Below are 18,566 nucleotides of genomic sequence, written 5' to 3' on the forward strand. Positions count from 1 at the left end.
GCGGTGCCGGCCGCATCGTCGATACTGGACGCCCTGCCTGTACCCGATGGAAGCCCGATGCCGGAGATCCTGGTCCTGTACTACAGCCGCGGAGGTTCGGTCGCGCGGCTCGCCCGGCAGATCGCGCGCGGCGTGGAGGAAGTCCCCGGCATGCAGGCGCGGGTGCGCTCCGTGCCGCCGGTGGCCGCAGTGACCCAGCAGGCCGCGCCGCCGGTGCCCGAGGAGGGCGCGCCCTACGTGCAGGCCAGCGACCTGGTCGAATGCGTTGGCCTGGCCCTGGGCAGCCCGACCCGTTTCGGCAACATGGCTGCACCCGTCAAGCATTTCCTCGACGGCCTGGGCGCCGAGTGGGCCAGCGGCACGCTCGCCGGCAAGCCGGCGGCCGTGTTCACCTCCACCGCTACCCAGCACGGCGGCCAGGAATCGACCCTGCTCACCATGCACGTGCCGCTGCTGCACCACGGCTGCGTGATCGTCGGCATCCCGTTCACCGAGCCGCTGCTCAGCAGCACCCGCAGCGGCGGGACGCCCTACGGCGCCAGCCATGTCGCCGGCACCCAGGACGAGCCGCAGCCGACCGATGAAGAAGCGGCGCTGGCGCGCGCGCTGGGTCGGCGCCTGGCCGATATCGCTGCGCGGCTGGCCCGCTGATGGCGACGACGACATCGCACCGCCTGACCGGCGCCGCGCTGCTGGCGCTGGCGGCGCTCTTCGGCGCCTGGTTCCACGATGACCGCCACGCGGTGGCTGCGTTGCTGGTATTCGCGCTGCCGCCGCTGCTGCTGGCCGTGCCGGCCTGGCGTGGCGGCCGGCGCGCGGCGTTCTGGGGTGGCGTGCTCGCGCTGTTCTGGTTCAGCCACGGGGTCATGGTCGCCTGGACCCGTCCGGACGAGCGGCTGTTCGCGTGGCTGGAAATCGTCCTGTCGCTGCTGGTGATCGGCGCGTCCAGCTGGTCGGGCCTGCGCGCGCGCTTCGGTCGCCGCGCCTGAACCCCGCGCAGGCGGCGCGACCGGCCGCCATCGCGATCGTCGATAATGCGGCCACTTGCGGCGTGCGGCTCCAGCCCCGCGCCCTCCTCATATGCGCCGGACGCCGCGCGCGCCGGACCAGGGCACCGACATGGAAGAACTGCTGATCGTCACCACCGGTGGCACCATCGACAAGATCTACTTCGACGACAAGTCCGACTACCAGATCGGCGAACCGCAGATCGGCACGATCCTGCGCGAGCTGGGCGTGACCTTCCGCTTCAGCGTGATCCCGATCCTGCGCAAGGACTCGCTGCACATCACCGACGATGACCGCGAACTGCTGCGCGCGACCATCGCCGCGCAGTCCACGCCGCACGTGCTGGTCACGCATGGCACCGACAGCATGGTCCAGACCGGCCTGGTGCTGAAGTCGATCCCGGGCAAGACCATCGTCATGACCGGCGCACTGAGCCCGGCGCGGTTCCGCGGCTCCGACGCCGAATTCAACATCGGCTGCGCGATCGGCGCGGTGCAGTCGCTGCCGCACGGCGTGTACATCGCCATCAACGGCCTGATCTGGGACCCGGCGAAGGTGCGCAAGAACGTGGCTGCCAACCGCTTCGAACCGGCCTGAGGAACGCGCCGTGTCGATGGCCACGCGCGCGACCCGCGCGCTCGACGCGGCGGGTGTCGCCTATCGCCTGCATCCGTACGACTACGACGCCGACGCGGTCGCCGGCAAGGGCATGCAGGCGGCCCTGGCGCTGGGCATCGCACCCGATCGCGTGCTGAAGACGTTGATGACGTGGGTGGATGCGCGCGCGCTGTGCGTGGTCATCCCATCGGACCGGCAGCTGCAGCTCAAGGCACTGGCCGCAGCCGGCGACGGCAAGGCGGCGCGGATGATGAACGTGGCCGAGGCCGAGCGTCGCAGCGGCTACAAGGTCGGCGGGGTCAGCCCGTTCGGCCAGCCAAGGCCGGTACCGGTGTGGTTCGAAAGCGACGCGCTGGCGGCGGCCAGCGTGTGGATCAACGCCGGCCAGCGCGGGCTGCTGCTGGAGATCGACCCGGCTGACGCGATGCGTGCGCTTCAGGCTTCGAGCGCCGCGATCAGCCGCTGACGCGGCAACCCTAGAGCGGCCTTCCGCCGCTTCCAGCGTTCGAACGTCTGGCGGCAGCGCCGCTCAGAACATGCCGGTTTCCAGCCTCGCGGCCTCCGACATCATGTGCCGGCCCCACGGCGGGTCGAACACCAGTTCCACGTCCGCCTCGGCGATGGTCGGGATCTGCTCGAGCTTGCTGCGCACGTCGTCGACCAGGATCTCGCCCATGCCGCAGCCCGGCGCGGTCAGGGTCATCTTGACCTCGACCAGGCGCTTGCCGTCATCGCGCGGCTTGAGGACGGCTTCGTACACCAGGCCCAGGTCGACGATGTTGAACGGGATCTCAGGATCGAAGCAGGTCCGCAGCTGGCGCCAGATCATGGCCTCGACTTCGTCGTCGCCGGCGTCGGCTGGCAGGTCCAGCTCGGGCGGGACTTCCTTGCCGATGGCGTCGGCATCCTTGCCCGCGATGCGGAACAGGTTGCCCTCGACGAACACCGTGTAGCTGCCGCCCAGGCCCTGGGTGATGTAACCGACGCTGCCGGCCGGCAGGGTCACGGCTTCGCCCTGCGGCACCATGACGGCGGCGCAATCGCGTTCGAAACGGACGGGTTCGCTGCTGCGGGAGTACATGCGGCCGATATGGGGCGGGAGGGCCACGTACTCAAGCCGCGGCGCAGGAAAAGTTCACTGGATACAGGACGCATTCTAGCCGATGCGGCCAGCGCGTATCCTTGGCGCCCCCGAACGGAAGTCCCGATGCCGCCTGCGCCGCACGCCCCGCCTCCTGCCTCGCCGCGCGCTCCACGCTGGTTGTGGCCGTTCATGCTGCTGCTGGGGAGCGCGACGATGGTCGTGGCGTGGAGCTCGCTTTCCCTGGCCACCGGGCGCCAGCATGGCTGGATCGCCCTGCTCGCGGGGCTGGAGGCGGCCTGGATGCTGCGCCTGGGCGGGATGCTCCCGGGCTGGCCACGCCGCCTGCTCGCCGCCGCGGCGACGCTGCTGATGGCGGTCCTGGTGCAATGGTTCGTGGTGTCCGGCCACATCGGTGCGCAGATGGGCCTGGCGCCGTGGGAGGCCGCGCCGAAGATGGGGGCCTTCTACGTCTGGACCCTGGCCCGACTGGCCAACAGCTGGCTCGACCTGCTGTGCCTCGGGCTGGCCCCCGTGCTGGCGCTGCGCGCAGCGCGCTGAGCGCCCGACCTCGCGTGCGGGCTCAGTGCCCGCCGTCCAGCGCCTTGAGTTCGCTGACCAGGGCGCTGGCCATCTCCGCGCCATCGCCATAGAGCATCCGCGTGTTGTCGGCATAGAACAGCGCATTCTCGATGCCGGCAAAACCGGTGCCCTTGCCGCGCTTGATCACGATCGTGTTCTTCGACTCGACCACGTCCAGGATCGGCATGCCGTAGATCGGGCTGGCCGGATCGGTCTTGGCCACCGGATTGACCACGTCGTTGGCGCCGATCACCAGGGAGACGTCGGTGTTCGGGAATTCGGGGTTGATGTCGTCCATGTCGGCGATCAGGTCGTACGGCACCCCGGCTTCGGCCAGCAGCACGTTCATGTGCCCGGGCATGCGCCCGGCGACCGGATGGATGGCGAACTTCACCTTGACCCCGCGCTCGATCAGCCGCTGCGCCAGTTCCCAGATCTTGTGCTGGGCCTGGGCCACGGCCAGGCCGTACCCCGGCACGATCACCACGCGCTCGGCGAAGGCCATCATCGCCGCGACGTCGCCGGCCTCGATGGGCTTCTGCGCGCCGGTGATTTCCTGCATCTCCCCGTTGCCGGGCCCGAAGCTGGAAAACAGCACGCCGCTGATCGGCCGGTTCATCGCCTTGGCCATCAGCCGCGTCAGCAGGATGCCGGCCGCGCCGACCATCATGCCGGCGATGATCAGCGCCTCGTTGCCCAGCACGTAGCCCTCGAAGGCCACCGCCAGGCCGGTGAACGCGTTGTAGAGCGAGATCACCACCGGCATGTCGGCGCCGCCGATGGGCAGGGTCATCAGCACGCCCAGCGCCAGCGCGACGACGAAGAAGGCCACGATCGCCCACGGCTGCAGCGTCACCGCGGCCATCACGCCGAGTACCACCATGGCCAACGCCACCAGCAGGTTGAACGCCTGCTGCCCCGGGAACACCACTCGCCGGTCGAGCCGGCCATCGAGCTTGGCCCAGGCGATGATCGAACCGGACAGCGACACCGCGCCGATAGCCGAACCGAGCACGGCCAGCGTCAGCACCACCGTGCCGGGGTGCGTCACCGCGCCTTCCGCGCCGACCGGCGCGCCGTGCGCCAGCGCCGAAAAACGCAGCAGTTCCACCGCGCCGATCGCCGCAGCCGAGCCGCCGCCCATGCCGTTGTACAGCGCCACCATCTGCGGCATGTCGGTGATCGCCACCCGCTTGCCGGAAATCCATGCCGTCACCGTGCCCAGCACCAGCGCGGTCACGATCAGCGGCATGTTGTGCAGGCCCGGCAGCAGGAAGGTCGCCGCGGTGGCGATCAGCATGCCCATCCCGGCCCACTGGATGCCGCTGCGCGCCGTGGCCGGCGAGGCCATGCGCTGCAGGCCGAGCAGGAACAGCGTGGCCGCCACCAGGTAGCTGGCACCGACCAGCCAGGTCCGGAAATCGAATTCCCCAATGTTCATGCCGCCTCCCCCTGCGTTGCCGCGGGCTTGACCCGCGACGGATTCCTGTCCAGTCGATGGTTCTCGAACATCTCGATCGCCGTCTTCAGCAGGCCGAACATTCCCAGGCCCAGGCCGACCATCCCCATCGCCAGCTGCGACCACGCCGAATCACCGGCCATGTAGAGCGCGGCCAGGCCGCCGCCGAGGGACAGCACCACGGTCGCAGCGATGAGCCCGATCGCCCAGCTGCCCTTGCGCGCATCCTCCCAGACCTTGCGCGAAATCTCGTTCTGCGTGGTGGTCGGGTCCTGCAGCGAGGAGAACCCGATCCCCACGCCCGCATGCAGCAGGGCGAGGTTGAAGTCCGCGAAGATCGAATCGAAGCCGTTGAAGTACGGCCTGGCCACGTAGAAGACGGCCAGCGCCATGAACGGGTACTGCAGGTAACTCGCCGCATGGAACAGCTTGCGCGGACTGCGCCAGCCCCCGGCCGCCAGGTCCCGTGCGCTCACTTGGACCCGCCCTTCGACGAGGGCTTCTTGCTGCTCTTGAACATCTCAAGCATGCGCTCGGTGACCACGTAGCCGCCCGCCGCATTGCCCGCGCCCAGGACCACGGCAACGAATCCGATCGCCTTCTCCAGGGTGGTGTCGGCATGGCCGAGCACGACCATGGCACCGATCAGCACGATGCCGTGGATGAAGTTGGAGCCCGACATCAGCGGCGTGTGCAGGATCACCGGCACCCGCGAAATGATCACGTGCCCGGCGATGGCCGCCAGCATGAAGATGTACAGCGCAACGAAACCGTCGTTCATCACCGCCCACTCCCCCGGGCTCAGCGCCCGCCCGGATGATAACCGCTGCCTGAACGCTGCACAGCCCGGTCAACCGGTTGCATCTGCATGCGTTTCCAGGGTGTACCGACCACCGCGACTGGAGGACTTCGATGAAGGATCGCTGCTTGCCCCTGCTGTCCGCCCTCCTGCCGCTCGGCCTGACCGGCCCCTCGCTCGCCGCCGACCGGCTCGAGCGCCCAGGCGCACGCGGCTAAGCTGTGCTGGTGACCACGCCCCTCGATCCAGGTTGGGAAACGCGGGCGACGCCCGTCTGGGCGTCGCTGGACGCCTTCCTGGCTGACGTCGGTACCCGCGCCTTCCGTTTCGCCGAAGCCGGTTTGCGCAACCGCGACGACGCACTGGACGCCGTGCAGGACGCGATGATGAAGATGCTCGCCTATCGGGAGCGCCCTGCCGCGGAATGGACCCCGCTGTTCTGGAGCATCCTGCGCCGGCGCATCATCGACCTGCAGCGCCGCGCCCGCTTCCGGCTGCGTTGGCTGCGCCCCGCAGGCGACACTCCGGACGCCGACGACGCCAGCATCGACTGGGCCGACCCCGGCGCCGGTCCGGCCCAGGCCCACGAGCAGCGCGAGGCCTATGCGCGCCTGGTGGAAGCGCTGCGCGCGCTGCCGGCACGGCAACGCGAGGCTTTCACCCTGCGCATCTTCGAAGAACTCGACGTGGCGACCACCGCGCGCGCCATGGGCTGTTCGGAAGGCTCGGTAAAGACCCACCTATCGCGCGCGCGCCAGGCATTGAATTCGCACATGGAGGACGTCCGATGACGACCGCACCCGATCTGCACGACCAGGGCGACGACGACCGGCTGGCGCGCCAGCTGCATGCCGCCGCGCTGGCACATACTTCCGCGCCAACCCTCGCCCGGCTGCGCCAGGCACGCCACGCTGCCTCCGCAGGCCCGCGGCGACGGCTGTTCGCGCCCTGGCTGGCCGGTGGCGCCGTGGCTGCCGCGGTGGCAATGGCCGTCATGCTGCTGCCCGGCACGCAGCCTGGCCCGGCCGGGGCGCCGCAGGTGGCTGGCGTACCGGCGGTGCAGGATGCCGCCACCACCGCCGACCCGGCCCAGTCGCTGCAGGAAGACCCCGGCTTCTATGTCTGGCTCGACTCGGTCGACGCCACCGCACTCGCAATGGAGTAAGGCCATGAAGCCGCTTCGCACCGCCGCCTGCCTGCTCGCCCTGCTGCTGCCTTTCGCCGCGATCGCACAGTCCGCGCAGGCTCCCAGGATGCCTTCGGAACCTGCCGCGGCCACGCTGCCGGCCTGGGACCAGCTCACGCCCGATCAGCGCGAAGCCCTGATCGCACCAGTGCGCGAGCGCTGGAACGATTCGCCGCAGGAACGCGCGCGCATGCTCGACCATGCGCGCCGCTGGAAGACGATGCCTCCGGAGGAGCGCGAACGCGCACGCCGCGGAATGCGCCGCTTCGAAGAGATGAGCCCCGAGCAGCGCGAACGGGCACGTGCGATCTTCGAGCAGACCCGCACCATGACGCCCGAGCAGCGCCAGGCATTCCGCGACCGCTGGAAGAAGATGTCGCCCGAGCAGCGCCAGGAGTGGTTGCGCAGCCAGCCGGCCCCGTCCAAGCCCTGATCCATCCGCTGGCAACCTTTGCTACAGACCGTCCGGCAACGCCCTGACCTCCGACACCGACTCCAGATGGAAGATGAATCTAGGGTCCAGGCAGCAGGCCGGGAGAGCATTGGGGCGCCATTCCAGCACGCCCATCATCTTTGCCGAGACGCGGCGCGACTCGACCACGCTGCGCGCACCGAACAGGTCTATCTCCGCTGCGGGACTGCCACCTAATGTCAGGATCTGCGCATCCGCATCACGGCAATCGTACAAGTACGCGCCGTGATGGGCTGCCGTAGCGGCACACGCGGGAACCGACAGTTTCCTGCCCGCATAGGCGGCCGGATTTTCGATCAAGCGACCGTAGGCGACGCTCACCAGGCGATCTGCGGTCGGCGACTGGCCGATCGCCAGTGCCGGGAGCAGTCCCAGCGCCGCACCCGTAAGCCACCACACTGGGGCCGGCATCATGCGGACGCGTTCAGCCCGCCGGCTCGCGCTGCGGCCATACGGTCTTCGCCAGCAACTCGTCGTTCCAGTCGACCGACAGCGCGCCGTCCTTCAGGAACAGCGCGACGAAGTTGTAGACGTTGCGCGCGTACATCTCGCTGGCGTGCACCGCGCCCATGCTGGCCAGGTCGAGCGGCCCGGCGATGGTCACCCCGTCGTGTTCGTAGCTTTCGCCCGGGCGCGTCAGTTCGCAGTTGCCGCCGGTCTCGGCGGCCAGGTCCACGATCACGCTGCCCTGCTTCATCCCGGCGACCATCGCCGCGGTGATGATCTTCGGCGCGGGCCTTCCCGGCACTGCCGCGGTGCAGACCACCACGTCGATGCCCCGCAGGTGTTCGGCCAGGCGCCGTTGCTGCTCCGCCCGCTCCTCGTCGGTGAGCTGGCGCGCGTAACCGCCCTCGCCGGCCGCGCTCACGCCCAGGTCCAGGAACTTGCCGCCCAGCGATTCGATCTGCTCGCGCGTCTCCGGGCGCACGTCGAAACCCTCGACCTGCGCGCCGAGGCGCCGCGCAGTCGCGATGCCCTGCAGCCCGGCCACGCCTGCGCCGACGATCAGTACCTTCGAAGGCCGGATCGTGCCCGCCGCGGTAGTCAGCATCGGGAAGAAGCGCGGCGCCAGCTGCGCGGCGATCAGTACGGCCTTGTAACCGGCCATGCCCGCCTGCGAACTGAGCACGTCCATCGCCTGCGCACGCGTGGTGCGCGGCAGCCGCTCCAGCGGAAAGGCATGCAGCCCCTGCGCCTGGATCGCGGCAGCGCGCGCTTCGTCGGCCTGCGGATGCAGCACGCCGACCAGCGTCGCGCCCTGCTTCAGGCCATCGATCGCGTCAGCCGTGGGCGCCTGCACGCACAGCACGAGGCCGGCGCTGGCACGCGCACCGGGCCCGGCAAGGGTGGCTCCGGCATCCAGGTAGGCCTGGTCGGTGATGCCCGCACCCAGGCCAGCGCCGGACTCGACCTGCACCTGCGCACCCGCGGCCAGCAGCTTCTTCACCGTTTCCGGCGTGGCTGCAACGCGCTTCTCGCCCCGCGCGCCTTCCTTCAGCACCAGCACTTCGACCGCCATGCGTCCCCTCGCCGTGATCCGGACCGAGCGGCGATGCTAGCAAACCCCGGGCGCGGCCCGGCGCCCGGCCGATGGTTTCATCGGAATCGCTGGTGCGGCCCCGCGCCTGCGCAAAAGAAAACGGCCACGCCTGGCAGGCGTGGCCGCTTGTCCGGATCGCTTTCCGCGGCCGGCGCCGCGCGGCTCAGTGCAGGGTGACCGCTTCCTTCGGCTGCGGCATGTCCAGGCGCTCGATGACGCCCTGCATCGCGCTGTCGAATGCGCCGTCGTCGGCGACGTGCATGCGCAGGCGCTCCATCCGCACCATCACCGCCAGTTCCTCCGGCGAGGCCACGCAGAAGCGCACGCCGCGGCGGTTGACGAAGAGCAGTCGCGAGGAGATCGGGCTGACCCACGACAGCTTGCCCGGCTGCACGCGGCCGTCCTTGTCGATGAAGTCCAGCCAGGTGCCGACCGGCAGCGCGCGGATGCGGTCGGCATCGGCGTTGTCGAAATCCAGGGTGTCGGTACCGGCAACCAGCTCGATCGCGCCGCGCTCGACCGGCACCGGCTGCGGCAGGGCCACGGCGGGCAGCTCCGGCAATGGCCGTTCCATCTCGGGGCGCGCGTCGGCAACGGCCTGCAGGGTGTCGTGCAGGGCTCCGATGGCCGCTTCGGCGGCATCGCCATGCAGGCCCACGCTCGAGAAGACCTGGCGCAGGCCGGTCTGCCAGTTCTGCAGCCAGAGCTTGCCGACGATGTGGCGCTGGGCCTCGGCCACTTCTTCCAGGACCCCGTCGGCCAGCTCCAGCGATTCGGTGAACACGTCGCCGACCTCGCCCTCGCGCAGCAGCGCCAGGGTGATGTGGTGCTGCCACGGGTTGCGCAGGAATTCGGCGACCGCCTGCGGCAGCTGGCGGCCTTCCAGCCGCGAAGCCAGCTCGAACTCGGCGCGGTTGCGCGCCAGCTCCAGCCGCTCCTGGCCGCGCTGGATCTCGGCAGCGCGACGCTCGGTGATCTCGATGCGGCGGCGGTGCTGTTCGAGGAAGTCGCGGAACTCCTCCTCGAGGGTCATGAAGATGGCCAGGTTCTCGTTGAACTCGGCCACGAGGCGGTGGATGACCTCTTCGACCTTGGCCAGCAAGGTGCGTTCGGCAGCGCTCTCGCCCTGGTTGCCCTCGCAGGCCTCGGCCAGCGCATTGAGCAGGCGCCGCGCCGGATGGGTCTTCTGCACGAACATGCGCCGGTCCAGCAAGGCGACCTTGACGAACGGAACCACCAGCCGGCCGATCAGCTCGCGCGGACGTCCGGCGAGGTCGCGTTCGTCCAGCAGCACGTCGAACAGCATGCCAACCAGGTCGATCGCATCCTCGTCCTTCGGATCCAGGCGGGTGCTGGCCGGGTCCATGCCCAGCTGGCTGGCGTTGGAAAGCACTTCGCTCTTGAGCCGCTGCGACAGCGACTCCTGCTCGTCGCCGATCGCCGCGCTGAGCGATGCGCTGGGGGTGGCCTGCAGCAGCGACAGCACCGACAGCATCTCGCGCTGGCTCAGCGGGCGCTGGCCGGCCTGCGTGGCATGCACGCCGGCGGATGCCTGGTCGGGACCGCCGCGCAGTTCGCGGCTCTGCTGCAACATCTGGTGCAGGGCGTCGAGCAGCATGCCCGAGCCGCCGGGTCCGGCCTGGCCGGCACCTGCGCCGAAGTCGGGCACATCGATGCCGTGCTCCTGCATCGCGCCGCGGGTTTCCTGCCAGCGCTGCATGAAGCGCGAGGCCCAGGCCGGGGAGTACTCGTCGGCAGCCGGTTCGGCCCAGGCCGAATCGGGCTGGCGTGCCGGTCGAGCCTGTCCGCGCCCGGCAGCCGGGGCGCCCGGCAGCACGCCTTCGCGCACCAGGCGCAGGTCCAGCGCCTCGTACAGCTTGCCCACCGTCGACGACAGGTCGCGCTCGCACAGCTTGATAAGGACCAGGCGCACTTCCGGCGCCAGCTCAGAGGTCGCGAAGGCCTCGTGCACGGCCACGCCGATGTGTTCGGGGCTGATCGGGTTGCTGTCGCTGTCCAGCTCCAGGCCACCGGCAATCCAGCCCAGCCGGCGATCCAGGCGCGCCAGCGCCGGCTTGCAGTCGCGCAGCATCACGCTGGCGAGGTTGCGCACGGCCAGGCGCGATTCCAGTTCGTGTTCGGCCACCAGGCTCAATGCGCCCGCCTGGCTGGACAGGGCCGCCTCGGCCGACAGGGGGGTGCCCACCTCCAGCGACCGCCAGGACAGGGCCAGCTGGGCGCGGAAGCGCGCGGCGATCTCTTCGCGGCGCCGGCGCAGCTCGCGCATGCCATCCAGGAACAGCAGCTGCGATCCACCGGCACGCTCGGCGCGGTCGAACAGGACGTCGTCGTAGCGCGCCACGGACGCGGCGAACGCGTCGCCCAATGGCGGCAGGAACGCATCGCGGACCATCGCGAGCAGGCGCGGGTCTCGTGCATGGTGGAGGGTCGGGTCTTGCTGGGTAGGACTCATGCGCGCAGCTCCGGCGCAGGCAATGGGAGCAGGGGGATGCGGCTCCCCATTGCCGCCAGTGCATCGTACGGGGCCAGCATCCCGGCATCCGTGACCCAGTGGGCAGTTCCTGCCGCCGAGGGGCAACTTGTGCCCATGCCGGTCAGGCCGCCACGGCTGGCATGTCCAGGAAATCGACCACCGACTGCATGGCGCTGTAGAAAGCGTCCTCTTCGCGGTGAAGGCGCAGGCGCCCCAGCTGGACCATGGCTGCCAGCTGCTCCGGCGAGGCGACGCAGAAGCGCGACCCGCGCCGGTTGACGAACATGCGCCGGCCGGAGATCGGGCTGACCCAGGCCAGCTTGCCCGGCTGCACCCGGCCCAGACGGTCGATGAAGTCCAGCCAGGTGCCCAGCGGCAGCGCCTGGAAGTATTCGGCCGTGTCGATGTCGAAGCCCAGCTGCTCGGGCGACTCCTCGGGCAGCGGCGAGTCGGCGGCGTCCTCGATCGCGACCGGGGCCGCTGGCGCCGGCGGCAGCTCCGGCGGGGGCAGGTCCGCCGCCTGGAGTCCGAGCAGCACGTCCAGCAGGGCACCAGCCGTGACCCCGGCAGGGGCGGCCGCCAACCCGGCCTCGGAATAGATCCGTTGCAGCACCGGCCGCTGCGCCTCCAGCCAGGCATCGTCGCGACCTGCCGGGCCGTCGCTGGCCGACAGCAGGCCGTCGGCCAGCTTCAAGGCAGACGCCTGCAACGGGCCATCGGCCGCGGCTTCGCGCAGGGCGATCCGTTCAAAATGCTGCAACCAGGGCCGGCGCAGGAAATCTTCCAGCACCGGCGGCACGGTGCGTCCACGCAGGCGCGCGTCGAGCGCCGTGCCGGCACGGGCGCGCGCATCGAGGCGGCGCTCTTCGGCGCGCTGGAGTTCGGCCGCACGCCGTTCCGCGATCTCGACGCGGCGGCGGTACTGCTCGTGATAGGCGCCGAATTCGGCCTCGGCCTGCAGGAATACACCGAGGTGCTCGTCGAAATCGCGCACCACCCGGGCAGTGATGCCCTGCACCTGCGCCAGCAACGCCAGCTCGGCCGCGGTCTCGGCCGGATTGCCGTCGCAGGCGTCGGCCAGCATGTTCAGCAGGCGCCGCACCGGATGGCTGTCGCGCACGAACAGGCGGGGATCCTGCAACGCGACCTTGGCCACGGGCGCAAGCAGCTGCCCCAGGACCGGCCGCAATTCCGGGCGCAGCTGCGACTCGGCCAGGAGCGCCTGGAACAGCATCGCCACCAGGTCCAGGGTATCGGCGTCGCCTGGGTCGATCCGCACGGTGCCCGGGTCCACGCCCAGCTTCACGGCGTGCGCCAGCACCTCGCGATGCAGCCCCGTGCGCAGGTCGACCGCGGCGTCGATCTCGTCGAAGCCGCCATGCGGTGCGGTCTGCAGCAACGACAGCGCCGAGGCCAGCTCGCGTGGCGACAACGGCCGCGCCCCGGCTCCCGACGCATCGGGTCCCGTGTCGGTACGCGCGCCCTGCAGCAGCCGGTGCAGCTCCGCGGGCAGAAGCTCATGGTCGCCGCGGGCATGCACGTCGATCGGATTGCCTGGACCTGGGCGCTGCCCCCCCTGCCACTGGCTGAAGAAGCGCGAGATCCAGTCGGGCGATTCGCGCATGGCCGCGGGCTGGCCGGGAATGCCCCGGCGACGCGAACGCCCTTCGGGCAGGTCCACGTTGCGTGCGATGGCGAGCAGCTGCCGCTCCAGTCCCTCGTACAGGATGCCGACCCGTTCGACCATGCCCGGCTCGCACAGGCGCACCGAAGCCAGCTGCGCACGGGTGGCCAGGCCGGCGGTGGAGAAAGCGGCATAGACCGCCACCCCCAGGTGTTCGGGCCCGATCGGATTGCTGTCGCCGTCGAGTCGGAAACCGCCCGCGATGAAACCCAGGTAGCGGTCCAGACGCATCAGCTCGGGGCGCCACTGCTGCTGGATCGCGCCGGCGAGGTTGCGCACGGCCAGCCGCACCTCCAGCTCGGTATCGGCGACCAGGGTCAGGTCGTTGCCACGCGACAGCGTACGTTCCACCGACAACGGCCGGCCGGCCTCCAATGCCTGCCAGGCCTTGGCCAGGTGCGCACGGAAGCGTGCGACCAGCGACTCGCGCTCGCGGCGCAGCTCCTGGATCGCGTCGAAATAGTCCTTCTGCAGCGCGGGCGGCGCCTTGTCCGCCAGTTCGAACAGGCCACTCCCGATTCCGTCCAGCTCCGCGGCGAACGCATCGGCCAGCGGCAGCAGGATGCTTTCCCGTACCTGGTTGAGCAGGTCCAGGTTGCGACTGGGCAATTCGTCTACGAGGGGCGGTGTCTGCATCGGCCTGTGAATTTAAGGCGCGCACATGAACCGCGTGTGCAGGCCCGGTCCGTCCCTGACCCGGGGCGTGCGGGGTGGGCGCCTATACTTCCCACCTTTCGGCACGCTCCGGCCGGACTTGAGCAATTTGAGAGTATGCGCACACTTCCAGCCCTGCAAGCCTTGGACCAGCGACGCTCGGTGCCTTCGATGCAACTGGGTGAACCGGGCCCCGATGAAGCCACCCTGCTGCGCATGCTCGCCTCGGCGGTGCGGGTGCCCGACCACGGGAAACTGGTGCCGTTCCGCTTTCTGCGCATCCACGGCGATGCGCGCCATGCACTCGGCGCGTTCCTGGCGGAGCGCGCCGTGCAGCGCGACCCGGACGCACCGCCGCACGCCGTGGAGAAGGATCGCCAGCGCTTCTCGCATGCGCCGGTCGTGGTTGCCGTCATCGCCCGGCTGCAGTCCGGGCACAAGGTGCCCGAACAGGAACAGCTGCTGACCGCAGGCTGCGCCTGCTTCGCCTTGCTGCAGGCCGCGCAGGCGCTCGACTTCGGCGCGCAGTGGCTGACCGCATGGATGGCCTACGACGCCGAGGTGGCCCGCGTCCTGGGCCTGGCCGACGGCGAACGGATCATCGGCTTCATCCATATCGGCACGCCGCTGCAGGACGTCCCCGAGCGCGACCGGCCCGACCCGCGGCAGCTGCTGACGGACTGGGTGCCGTGAATCCCGAAGGCGTCCCCGCCTTCGGCGCGGCAACTGGCTCGCCGGTGGCGCTGCCGACCCTGCACCTGGTCGACGCGAGCCTGTACGTGTTCCGCGCCTGGCACTCGATGCCCGACGAATTCCGCGACGCGCACGGCTGGCCGACCAACGCCGTGCATGGCTTCGCCCGCTTCCTGCTCGACCTGCTCGAGCGCGAACGGCCGCGGCACATCGCCATCGCCTTCGACGAAGCCCTGGACAGCTGCTTCCGTCACCGCCTGTATGCCGCGTACAAGGCCAACCGCGAACCGGCCCCGGAAGAACTGCGCCGCCAGTTCGCCCACTGCAAGGCCCTGTGCGTGGCCCTGGGCCTGGCGGTGCTGGCCCATCACGACTATGAAGCCGACGACCTGATCGGCAGCGCGGTGCATCGCGCGCGCCCGGCCGGCTACCGCAGCGTCATCGTGTCGGCCGACAAGGACCTGTCGCAGCTGCTCGGCGATCACGACGAGCAATGGGATTACGCCCGCGCGCAGCGCTGGGGCGCGGCCGGGGTCAAGGCACGGCACGGCGTCCACGCCCACCAGATCGCCGACTACCTGGCCTTGACCGGCGATGCGGTCGACAACATCCCCGGGGTCGGTGGCGTCGGCGCCAAGACCGCGGCGGTGCTGCTGGCGCACTTCGGCAGCCTCGACGTGCTGCTGGAAAGGATCGACGAGATTGCCTTCCTGCGACTGCGCGGTGCGGCCCAGGTCGCCATCCGGTTGCGTGAGCAACGCGACCTGGCGCTGCTGTGCCGGCAACTGACCACGATCGCCTGCGATGCGCCGCTGGACTACGACGGCGCCGCGGCGTCACGCGGTGAGGCCGATCCGGAGATGCTCGACGCGCTGGCAACCACCTTGCGCTTCGGACCGATGACCCGGCGCCGGCTGCGTACCGCGGCGGGTCTGGAAGGCCGCGACGACGCCGCGCATCCGTCATCGTTTCCGGCTTAGCATCCGTCCATGACGCACGACATCCATTCCATCCCCTCGCCCGCCGATGCGGCCACCGCCCATCCCGCCAATGCGGCGCGCTCCGCCGAGCCCCGCACCGTCTACGAAGGCCGCTACCAGCGCATGGTCGTGCGCGGCACCTGGGAATATTCCGAGCGGACCCATGCCGGCGGCTTGGCGGCAATCATCATCGCGGTGACCCCGGATGACGACGTGCTGTTCGTGGAGCAGTTCCGCGTGCCCCTGCAGGCACGCACCATCGAGATGCCCGCAGGCCTGGTCGGCGACGTGCACGCCGGCGAAACGATCGAGCAGTCCTCGATCCGCGAACTCGAGGAAGAGACCGGCTGGACCGCCACGCACGCGGAGGTGCTGATGATCGGCCCGACCTCCTCGGGCGCCAGCAGCGAGAAGATCGCCTTCGTCCGTGCCACCGGCCTGAGCAAGGTCGGCACCGGCGGCGGCGACGCCAGCGAAGACATCACCGTGCACGCAGTGCCGCGCGCGCGGGCCGCCGCCTGGCTGGCCGGAAAGCTGCGCGAAGGTTATGAGCTGGACGCCAAGCTCTGGGCCGGCCTGTGGATGATCGACCACAACCTGGACGGGACGCCGCGTGGGGCCTGACGCGGGCGGCGGAAGCGGACTGCTTCGCCCGGGCGATCCCCCGCCCTTCGAGCTGCTGCATTCCGGTTCCATCACGCCATGGCTGTTCGTGGCCGACCACGCAGGCCAGGCGATCCCGCGCGCACTCGGCGACCTGGGCCTGCCCGCGGGCGAGATCGACCGGCACATCGGCTGGGACATCGGGATCGCAGGCGTGGCCCGGCAGCTGGCGTCGCTGCTCGGCGCGTGGACGATCCTGCAGAACTATTCGCGGCTGGTCATCGACTGCAACCGGCCGCTGGATTCGACCACGCTGGTCGCCACCAGCAGCGACGGCACGCCGGTTCCAGCCAACGCCGGGCTCGCCGCCGGGGACCGCGATGCGCGCGTGCACGAGATCTTCGCCCCCTACCATGCCCGGATCGCGCAGGCGCTGGACCAGCGCCAGGCTTCCGGCCAACCCACCCTGCTGGTCATGCTGCACAGCTTCACCCCGGCGATGGGCGGCGTGGCGCGGCCCTGGCACTGCGGCGTGCTCTACCACCGCGACGCGCGCCTGGCCCATGCACTGCGCGATGCGTTGCGCGACGAAGGCGACCTCGTCGTCGGCGACAACCAGCCGTACTCGGTCAGCGATACGAGTGATTACGCCGTCCCGGTGCATGGCGAAGCACGCGGCCTGGCCCACGTGGAACTGGAGATCCGCCAGGACCTGATCGCCGACGAAGCCGGGCAGCAACTGTGGGCACGTCGACTGGCGCGATTGCTGCCATCGCTCGAAGCCCGCTTCGTCGCACGCTGAGTGGCAAGTGAATCCGTGACCGGCCGCACTGTAACCGGTCCCACCGAGATGCGTTCACGCTGCCTGCGATCCGGCATACTCGGCCGGTTGCCCGCTTCTCCCACGATTTGCACGATGCCAGCGCCACGCCCGATCCTTCTGCCGCTCCTGCTCCCCGTCATGCTGGCCACCCTCGTGGGTGGCTGCGCAATGGGCGGCAGGACCAAGCCATCGCAGAGCGCCTACGAGGCGTTCGATTCCTCCAATACCTACTCGCGCAGCCTCGACCATTCCCCGGCCCAGGCCTGCGAGGCGGTGCGCCGCGCTTTGCTGAGCCAGGGTTTCGTGGTCGGCCGCGCCGAGGCCGACGTGGTCGAGGCGCGCAAGTACTTCCAGCAGGAAGAGAGCCACGAGCAGGTCGAGTTCCGCGCGGTGTGCATGCCGCAGATGCGCGGCGACCAGCAGACCGTGGTCTTCGTCAACGCGGTCCAGGACCGCTACGCGCTGCGCAAGAGCAACACCAATGCCAGCGTGGGCGTGAGCGCACTGGGTTCGTTGTCGCTGCCGATCGGCTCCAGCGACGATTCGCTGGTCAAGGTCGCCAGCGAGACGCTGCAGGACCCGAACTTCTACAAGCGGTTCTTCGCCGTGCTCGACCGTTTCCTGCCCGAGGAAATCGAGCGCCCGGCCAAGGCATCGGCCGCGCCCCAGGCGCAACCGACCCTGTTCCCGGTTCCGATGTATCCGCAGCCATTGCCGGCGGAGCTGTCGCCGGAGGCGGCGCCCGCACCTGCGCCCGTCACGCCGCCGTCGGCGGCACCCGCCTCGACGCAGGACGCTCCCGCAGTGCTGCCAGTGCCGCCGCCCGCCACGGGCGGCTGAGTGCCTTCAGGGCGCGTGGCGCGCCCTGGCTTCAGGCGAACGCGTCGGTGGCGCGCACCAGGGCATCGATATTTTCCGGCTCGAAGGCCGAGTGTCCCGAAGCCGGCGTGATCTCGAGCCTGGACTTCGGCCAGGCCTTGTGCAGCTCCCATGCGTTCTGCAGCGGGCAGACCACGTCGTAGCGTCCATGCACGATCACGCCGGGAATCCCGGCGATGCGATACACGTCGCGCAGCAGCTGGTCTTCCACCTCGAAGAAGCCGCCGTTGACGAAATAGTGGTTCTCGATCCGGGCGAAGGCCAGGGCGAACTGCGGATCCTGGTGGCTGCTGACGAAATCCTGGTCCACGTGCAGGAAGCTGGTCGCCCCCTCCCACACGCTCCAGGCACGCGCGGCCGCCAGGCGGGTCGCCTCGTCCTCGCTGGTCAGGCGACGGTGGAACGCGGAAATCAGGTCGTGGCGCTCCACCGGCGGAATCGCCGCGATGTAGTGCTCCCAGGCATCGGGGAACAGGCGGTTCGCGCCCTCCTGGTAGAACCACTCCAGCTCCCAGCGACGCAGCATGAAGATGCCACGCAACACCAGCGCGGTGACGCGCTGCGGATGGGTCTGCGCATAGGCCAGCGCCAGGGTCGAACCCCAGCTGCCGCCGAACACCTGCCAGGCCTCGATCCCCAGCTTGGCGCGCAGCTTCTCGATATCGGCCACCAGGTCCCAGGTGGTGTTGTCGACCAGGTCGGCGTGCGGCGTGGAGCGCCCGGCACCGCGCTGGTCGAACAGCACGATCCGGTACCTGGCCGGATCGTGGAAGCGGCGCATTTTCCCGCTCGAACCGCCGCCCGGGCCGCCATGCAGCAGCACCACCGGCGTGCCGTCCGGATTGCCGGATTGCTCGTAGTAGAGCTCGTGGCGGCCGTCGACCCGCAAAGTGCCGGTGTCGAAAGGTTCGATCTCGGGATAGAGCGTGCGCATGCCGTGACTCGCTTCGGACAGGCCTGGAATTCTAGCGCACGCTGCGCGACGCGCCCTTGCGAGCCAACCAGGCCCCG

Annotated in this window: 22 protein-coding genes; 13 read left to right on the top strand and 9 right to left on the bottom strand. The window is 70.0% G+C overall.

The genetic code is table 11. From position 1 onward, the window contains the following. Positions 1–57: 57 nt before the first annotated feature. The 4 genes from wrbA (at position 58) to MNQ95_RS02770 (ending at position 2,092) form a co-directional block, all read left to right on the top strand. A complete protein-coding gene (wrbA, locus tag MNQ95_RS02755; protein WP_241953724.1) occupies positions 58–651 on the top strand; it encodes an NAD(P)H:quinone oxidoreductase in 594 nt (197 codons plus the stop codon). Beyond that, positions 651–989 (top strand): DUF2069 domain-containing protein, encoded by a 339-nt coding sequence (locus MNQ95_RS02760; protein ID WP_241953725.1) that lies wholly within the window; start codon positions 651–653, stop codon positions 987–989. The genes wrbA and MNQ95_RS02760 overlap by 1 nt, the downstream gene beginning before the upstream one ends. Positions 990–1,119: 130 nt before the next feature. After that, positions 1,120–1,605: an asparaginase domain-containing protein gene (locus tag MNQ95_RS02765; RefSeq protein WP_162411236.1), complete on the top strand. Its 486-nt coding sequence runs from the start codon at positions 1,120–1,122 to the stop codon at positions 1,603–1,605. Positions 1,606–1,615: 10 nt separating this feature from the next. Continuing rightward, positions 1,616–2,092, top strand: a complete 477-nt coding sequence (locus MNQ95_RS02770; protein WP_241953726.1) for an aminoacyl-tRNA deacylase — start codon at positions 1,616–1,618, stop codon at positions 2,090–2,092. A 63-nt stretch (positions 2,093–2,155) separates the two neighbouring features. Here MNQ95_RS02770 and sufT read toward each other — a convergent pair whose 3' ends face one another. Continuing rightward, positions 2,156–2,707, bottom strand: a complete 552-nt coding sequence (gene sufT, locus MNQ95_RS02775) for a putative Fe-S cluster assembly protein SufT (protein ID WP_162411234.1) — start codon at positions 2,705–2,707, stop codon at positions 2,156–2,158. A gap of 126 nt (positions 2,708–2,833) precedes the next feature. On the opposite strand from sufT, the gene MNQ95_RS02780 reads away from it, so the two are divergent. Further along, entirely contained in the window at positions 2,834–3,268 is a 435-nt protein-coding gene (locus MNQ95_RS02780) for a hypothetical protein (protein WP_162411233.1), read from the top strand. A 22-nt stretch (positions 3,269–3,290) separates the two neighbouring features. Here MNQ95_RS02780 and MNQ95_RS02785 read toward each other — a convergent pair whose 3' ends face one another. Genes MNQ95_RS02785 through MNQ95_RS02795 form a run of 3 tightly spaced genes read right to left on the bottom strand, consistent with a single transcriptional unit; the run spans position 3,291 to position 5,529 of the window. After that, complete coding sequence (locus MNQ95_RS02785; RefSeq protein WP_241953727.1) at positions 3,291–4,730, bottom strand: NAD(P)(+) transhydrogenase (Re/Si-specific) subunit beta; 1,440 nt, start codon at positions 4,728–4,730, stop codon at positions 3,291–3,293. Then, positions 4,727–5,224, bottom strand: a complete 498-nt coding sequence (locus tag MNQ95_RS02790) for a hypothetical protein (RefSeq protein ID WP_241953728.1) — start codon at positions 5,222–5,224, stop codon at positions 4,727–4,729. Before MNQ95_RS02790 ends, MNQ95_RS02785 begins: the two co-directional genes overlap by 4 nt. Further along, complete coding sequence (locus MNQ95_RS02795) at positions 5,221–5,529, bottom strand: NAD(P) transhydrogenase subunit alpha part 2 (RefSeq protein ID WP_162411231.1); 309 nt, start codon at positions 5,527–5,529, stop codon at positions 5,221–5,223. The genes MNQ95_RS02790 and MNQ95_RS02795 overlap by 4 nt, the downstream gene beginning before the upstream one ends. A 239-nt stretch (positions 5,530–5,768) precedes the next feature. Here MNQ95_RS02795 and MNQ95_RS02800 point away from each other — a divergent pair, with 239 nt between their 5' ends. Genes MNQ95_RS02800 through MNQ95_RS02810 form a run of 3 tightly spaced genes read left to right on the top strand, consistent with a single transcriptional unit; the run spans position 5,769 to position 7,166 of the window. Beyond that, positions 5,769–6,338, top strand: a complete 570-nt coding sequence (locus tag MNQ95_RS02800) for an RNA polymerase sigma factor (RefSeq protein WP_162411230.1) — start codon at positions 5,769–5,771, stop codon at positions 6,336–6,338. Next, entirely contained in the window at positions 6,335–6,712 is a 378-nt protein-coding gene (locus tag MNQ95_RS02805) for a hypothetical protein (protein WP_162411229.1), read from the top strand. Before MNQ95_RS02800 ends, MNQ95_RS02805 begins: the two co-directional genes overlap by 4 nt. A 4-nt stretch (positions 6,713–6,716) precedes the next feature. Continuing rightward, positions 6,717–7,166, top strand: a complete 450-nt coding sequence (locus MNQ95_RS02810) for a DUF3106 domain-containing protein (RefSeq protein WP_241953729.1) — start codon at positions 6,717–6,719, stop codon at positions 7,164–7,166. 21 nt (positions 7,167–7,187) lie between these two features. Here the strand turns inward: MNQ95_RS02810 and MNQ95_RS02815 are convergent, their stop codons facing one another. The 4 genes from MNQ95_RS02815 to MNQ95_RS02830 form a co-directional block, all read right to left on the bottom strand. Beyond that, complete coding sequence (locus tag MNQ95_RS02815; protein WP_241953730.1) at positions 7,188–7,526, bottom strand: hypothetical protein; 339 nt, start codon at positions 7,524–7,526, stop codon at positions 7,188–7,190. Between the two features lie 103 nt (positions 7,527–7,629). After that, the gene (locus MNQ95_RS02820) at positions 7,630–8,724 is read right to left on the bottom strand and encodes an NAD(P) transhydrogenase subunit alpha (RefSeq protein WP_241953731.1); all 1,095 of its coding nucleotides are present in this window, start codon (positions 8,722–8,724) and stop codon (positions 7,630–7,632) included. A 184-nt stretch (positions 8,725–8,908) separates the two neighbouring features. Further along, the gene (locus MNQ95_RS02825) at positions 8,909–11,218 is read right to left on the bottom strand and encodes a DUF1631 domain-containing protein (RefSeq protein WP_241953732.1); all 2,310 of its coding nucleotides are present in this window, start codon (positions 11,216–11,218) and stop codon (positions 8,909–8,911) included. Between the two features lie 142 nt (positions 11,219–11,360). Then, positions 11,361–13,559: a DUF1631 family protein gene (locus MNQ95_RS02830; protein ID WP_241953733.1), complete on the bottom strand. Its 2,199-nt coding sequence runs from the start codon at positions 13,557–13,559 to the stop codon at positions 11,361–11,363. A gap of 135 nt (positions 13,560–13,694) precedes the next feature. Here MNQ95_RS02830 and MNQ95_RS02835 point away from each other — a divergent pair, with 135 nt between their 5' ends. From MNQ95_RS02835 to MNQ95_RS02855, 5 genes are all read left to right on the top strand, one after another. After that, entirely contained in the window at positions 13,695–14,270 is a 576-nt protein-coding gene (locus MNQ95_RS02835) for a nitroreductase family protein (protein ID WP_241953734.1), read from the top strand. Beyond that, positions 14,258–15,250, top strand: coding sequence for a 5'-3' exonuclease (locus MNQ95_RS02840; protein WP_425605728.1), 993 nt, complete (start codon positions 14,258–14,260; stop codon positions 15,248–15,250). The genes MNQ95_RS02835 and MNQ95_RS02840 overlap by 13 nt, the downstream gene beginning before the upstream one ends. Before the next feature lie 123 nt (positions 15,251–15,373). Next, positions 15,374–15,874, top strand: coding sequence for an NUDIX hydrolase (locus MNQ95_RS02845; protein WP_241954338.1), 501 nt, complete (start codon positions 15,374–15,376; stop codon positions 15,872–15,874). Next, the gene (locus tag MNQ95_RS02850) at positions 15,864–16,655 is read left to right on the top strand and encodes an N-formylglutamate amidohydrolase (protein WP_425605699.1); all 792 of its coding nucleotides are present in this window, start codon (positions 15,864–15,866) and stop codon (positions 16,653–16,655) included. Before MNQ95_RS02845 ends, MNQ95_RS02850 begins: the two co-directional genes overlap by 11 nt. A 159-nt stretch (positions 16,656–16,814) precedes the next feature. Beyond that, positions 16,815–17,516 (top strand): DUF2242 domain-containing protein, encoded by a 702-nt coding sequence (locus MNQ95_RS02855; protein WP_241953736.1) that lies wholly within the window; start codon positions 16,815–16,817, stop codon positions 17,514–17,516. Positions 17,517–17,547: 31 nt separating this feature from the next. Here MNQ95_RS02855 and pip read toward each other — a convergent pair whose 3' ends face one another. Further along, positions 17,548–18,489 (bottom strand): prolyl aminopeptidase, encoded by a 942-nt coding sequence (gene pip, locus MNQ95_RS02860; protein ID WP_162411219.1) that lies wholly within the window; start codon positions 18,487–18,489, stop codon positions 17,548–17,550. Positions 18,490–18,566 lie beyond the last annotated feature (77 nt).

Origin of the sequence: Pseudoxanthomonas daejeonensis, assembly GCF_022637495.1 — a bacterium.
GTDB lineage: Bacteria > Pseudomonadota > Gammaproteobacteria > Xanthomonadales > Xanthomonadaceae > Pseudoxanthomonas > Pseudoxanthomonas daejeonensis.

Coding starts and splice junctions, on each gene's coding strand:
- MNQ95_RS02855 (WP_241953736.1), top strand. CDS start 16,815: ATGCTGGCCACCCTCGTGGGTGGCTGCGCAATGGGCGGCAGGACCAAG.
- MNQ95_RS02760 (WP_241953725.1), top strand. CDS start 651: ATGGCGACGACGACATCGCACCGCCTGACCGGCGCCGCGCTGCTGGCG.
- MNQ95_RS02835 (WP_241953734.1), top strand. CDS start 13,695: ATGCGCACACTTCCAGCCCTGCAAGCCTTGGACCAGCGACGCTCGGTG.
- MNQ95_RS02830 (WP_241953733.1), bottom strand. CDS start 13,559: ATGCAGACACCGCCCCTCGTAGACGAATTGCCCAGTCGCAACCTGGAC.
- MNQ95_RS02765 (WP_162411236.1), top strand. CDS start 1,120: ATGGAAGAACTGCTGATCGTCACCACCGGTGGCACCATCGACAAGATC.
- MNQ95_RS02810 (WP_241953729.1), top strand. CDS start 6,717: ATGAAGCCGCTTCGCACCGCCGCCTGCCTGCTCGCCCTGCTGCTGCCT.
- wrbA (WP_241953724.1), top strand. CDS start 58: ATGCCGGAGATCCTGGTCCTGTACTACAGCCGCGGAGGTTCGGTCGCG.
- MNQ95_RS02845 (WP_241954338.1), top strand. CDS start 15,374: ATGGTCGTGCGCGGCACCTGGGAATATTCCGAGCGGACCCATGCCGGC.
- sufT (WP_162411234.1), bottom strand. CDS start 2,707: ATGTACTCCCGCAGCAGCGAACCCGTCCGTTTCGAACGCGATTGCGCC.
- MNQ95_RS02785 (WP_241953727.1), bottom strand. CDS start 4,730: ATGAACATTGGGGAATTCGATTTCCGGACCTGGCTGGTCGGTGCCAGC.
- MNQ95_RS02825 (WP_241953732.1), bottom strand. CDS start 11,218: ATGAGTCCTACCCAGCAAGACCCGACCCTCCACCATGCACGAGACCCG.
- MNQ95_RS02820 (WP_241953731.1), bottom strand. CDS start 8,724: ATGGCGGTCGAAGTGCTGGTGCTGAAGGAAGGCGCGCGGGGCGAGAAG.
- MNQ95_RS02780 (WP_162411233.1), top strand. CDS start 2,834: ATGCCGCCTGCGCCGCACGCCCCGCCTCCTGCCTCGCCGCGCGCTCCA.
- pip (WP_162411219.1), bottom strand. CDS start 18,489: ATGCGCACGCTCTATCCCGAGATCGAACCTTTCGACACCGGCACTTTG.
- MNQ95_RS02795 (WP_162411231.1), bottom strand. CDS start 5,529: ATGAACGACGGTTTCGTTGCGCTGTACATCTTCATGCTGGCGGCCATC.
- MNQ95_RS02805 (WP_162411229.1), top strand. CDS start 6,335: ATGACGACCGCACCCGATCTGCACGACCAGGGCGACGACGACCGGCTG.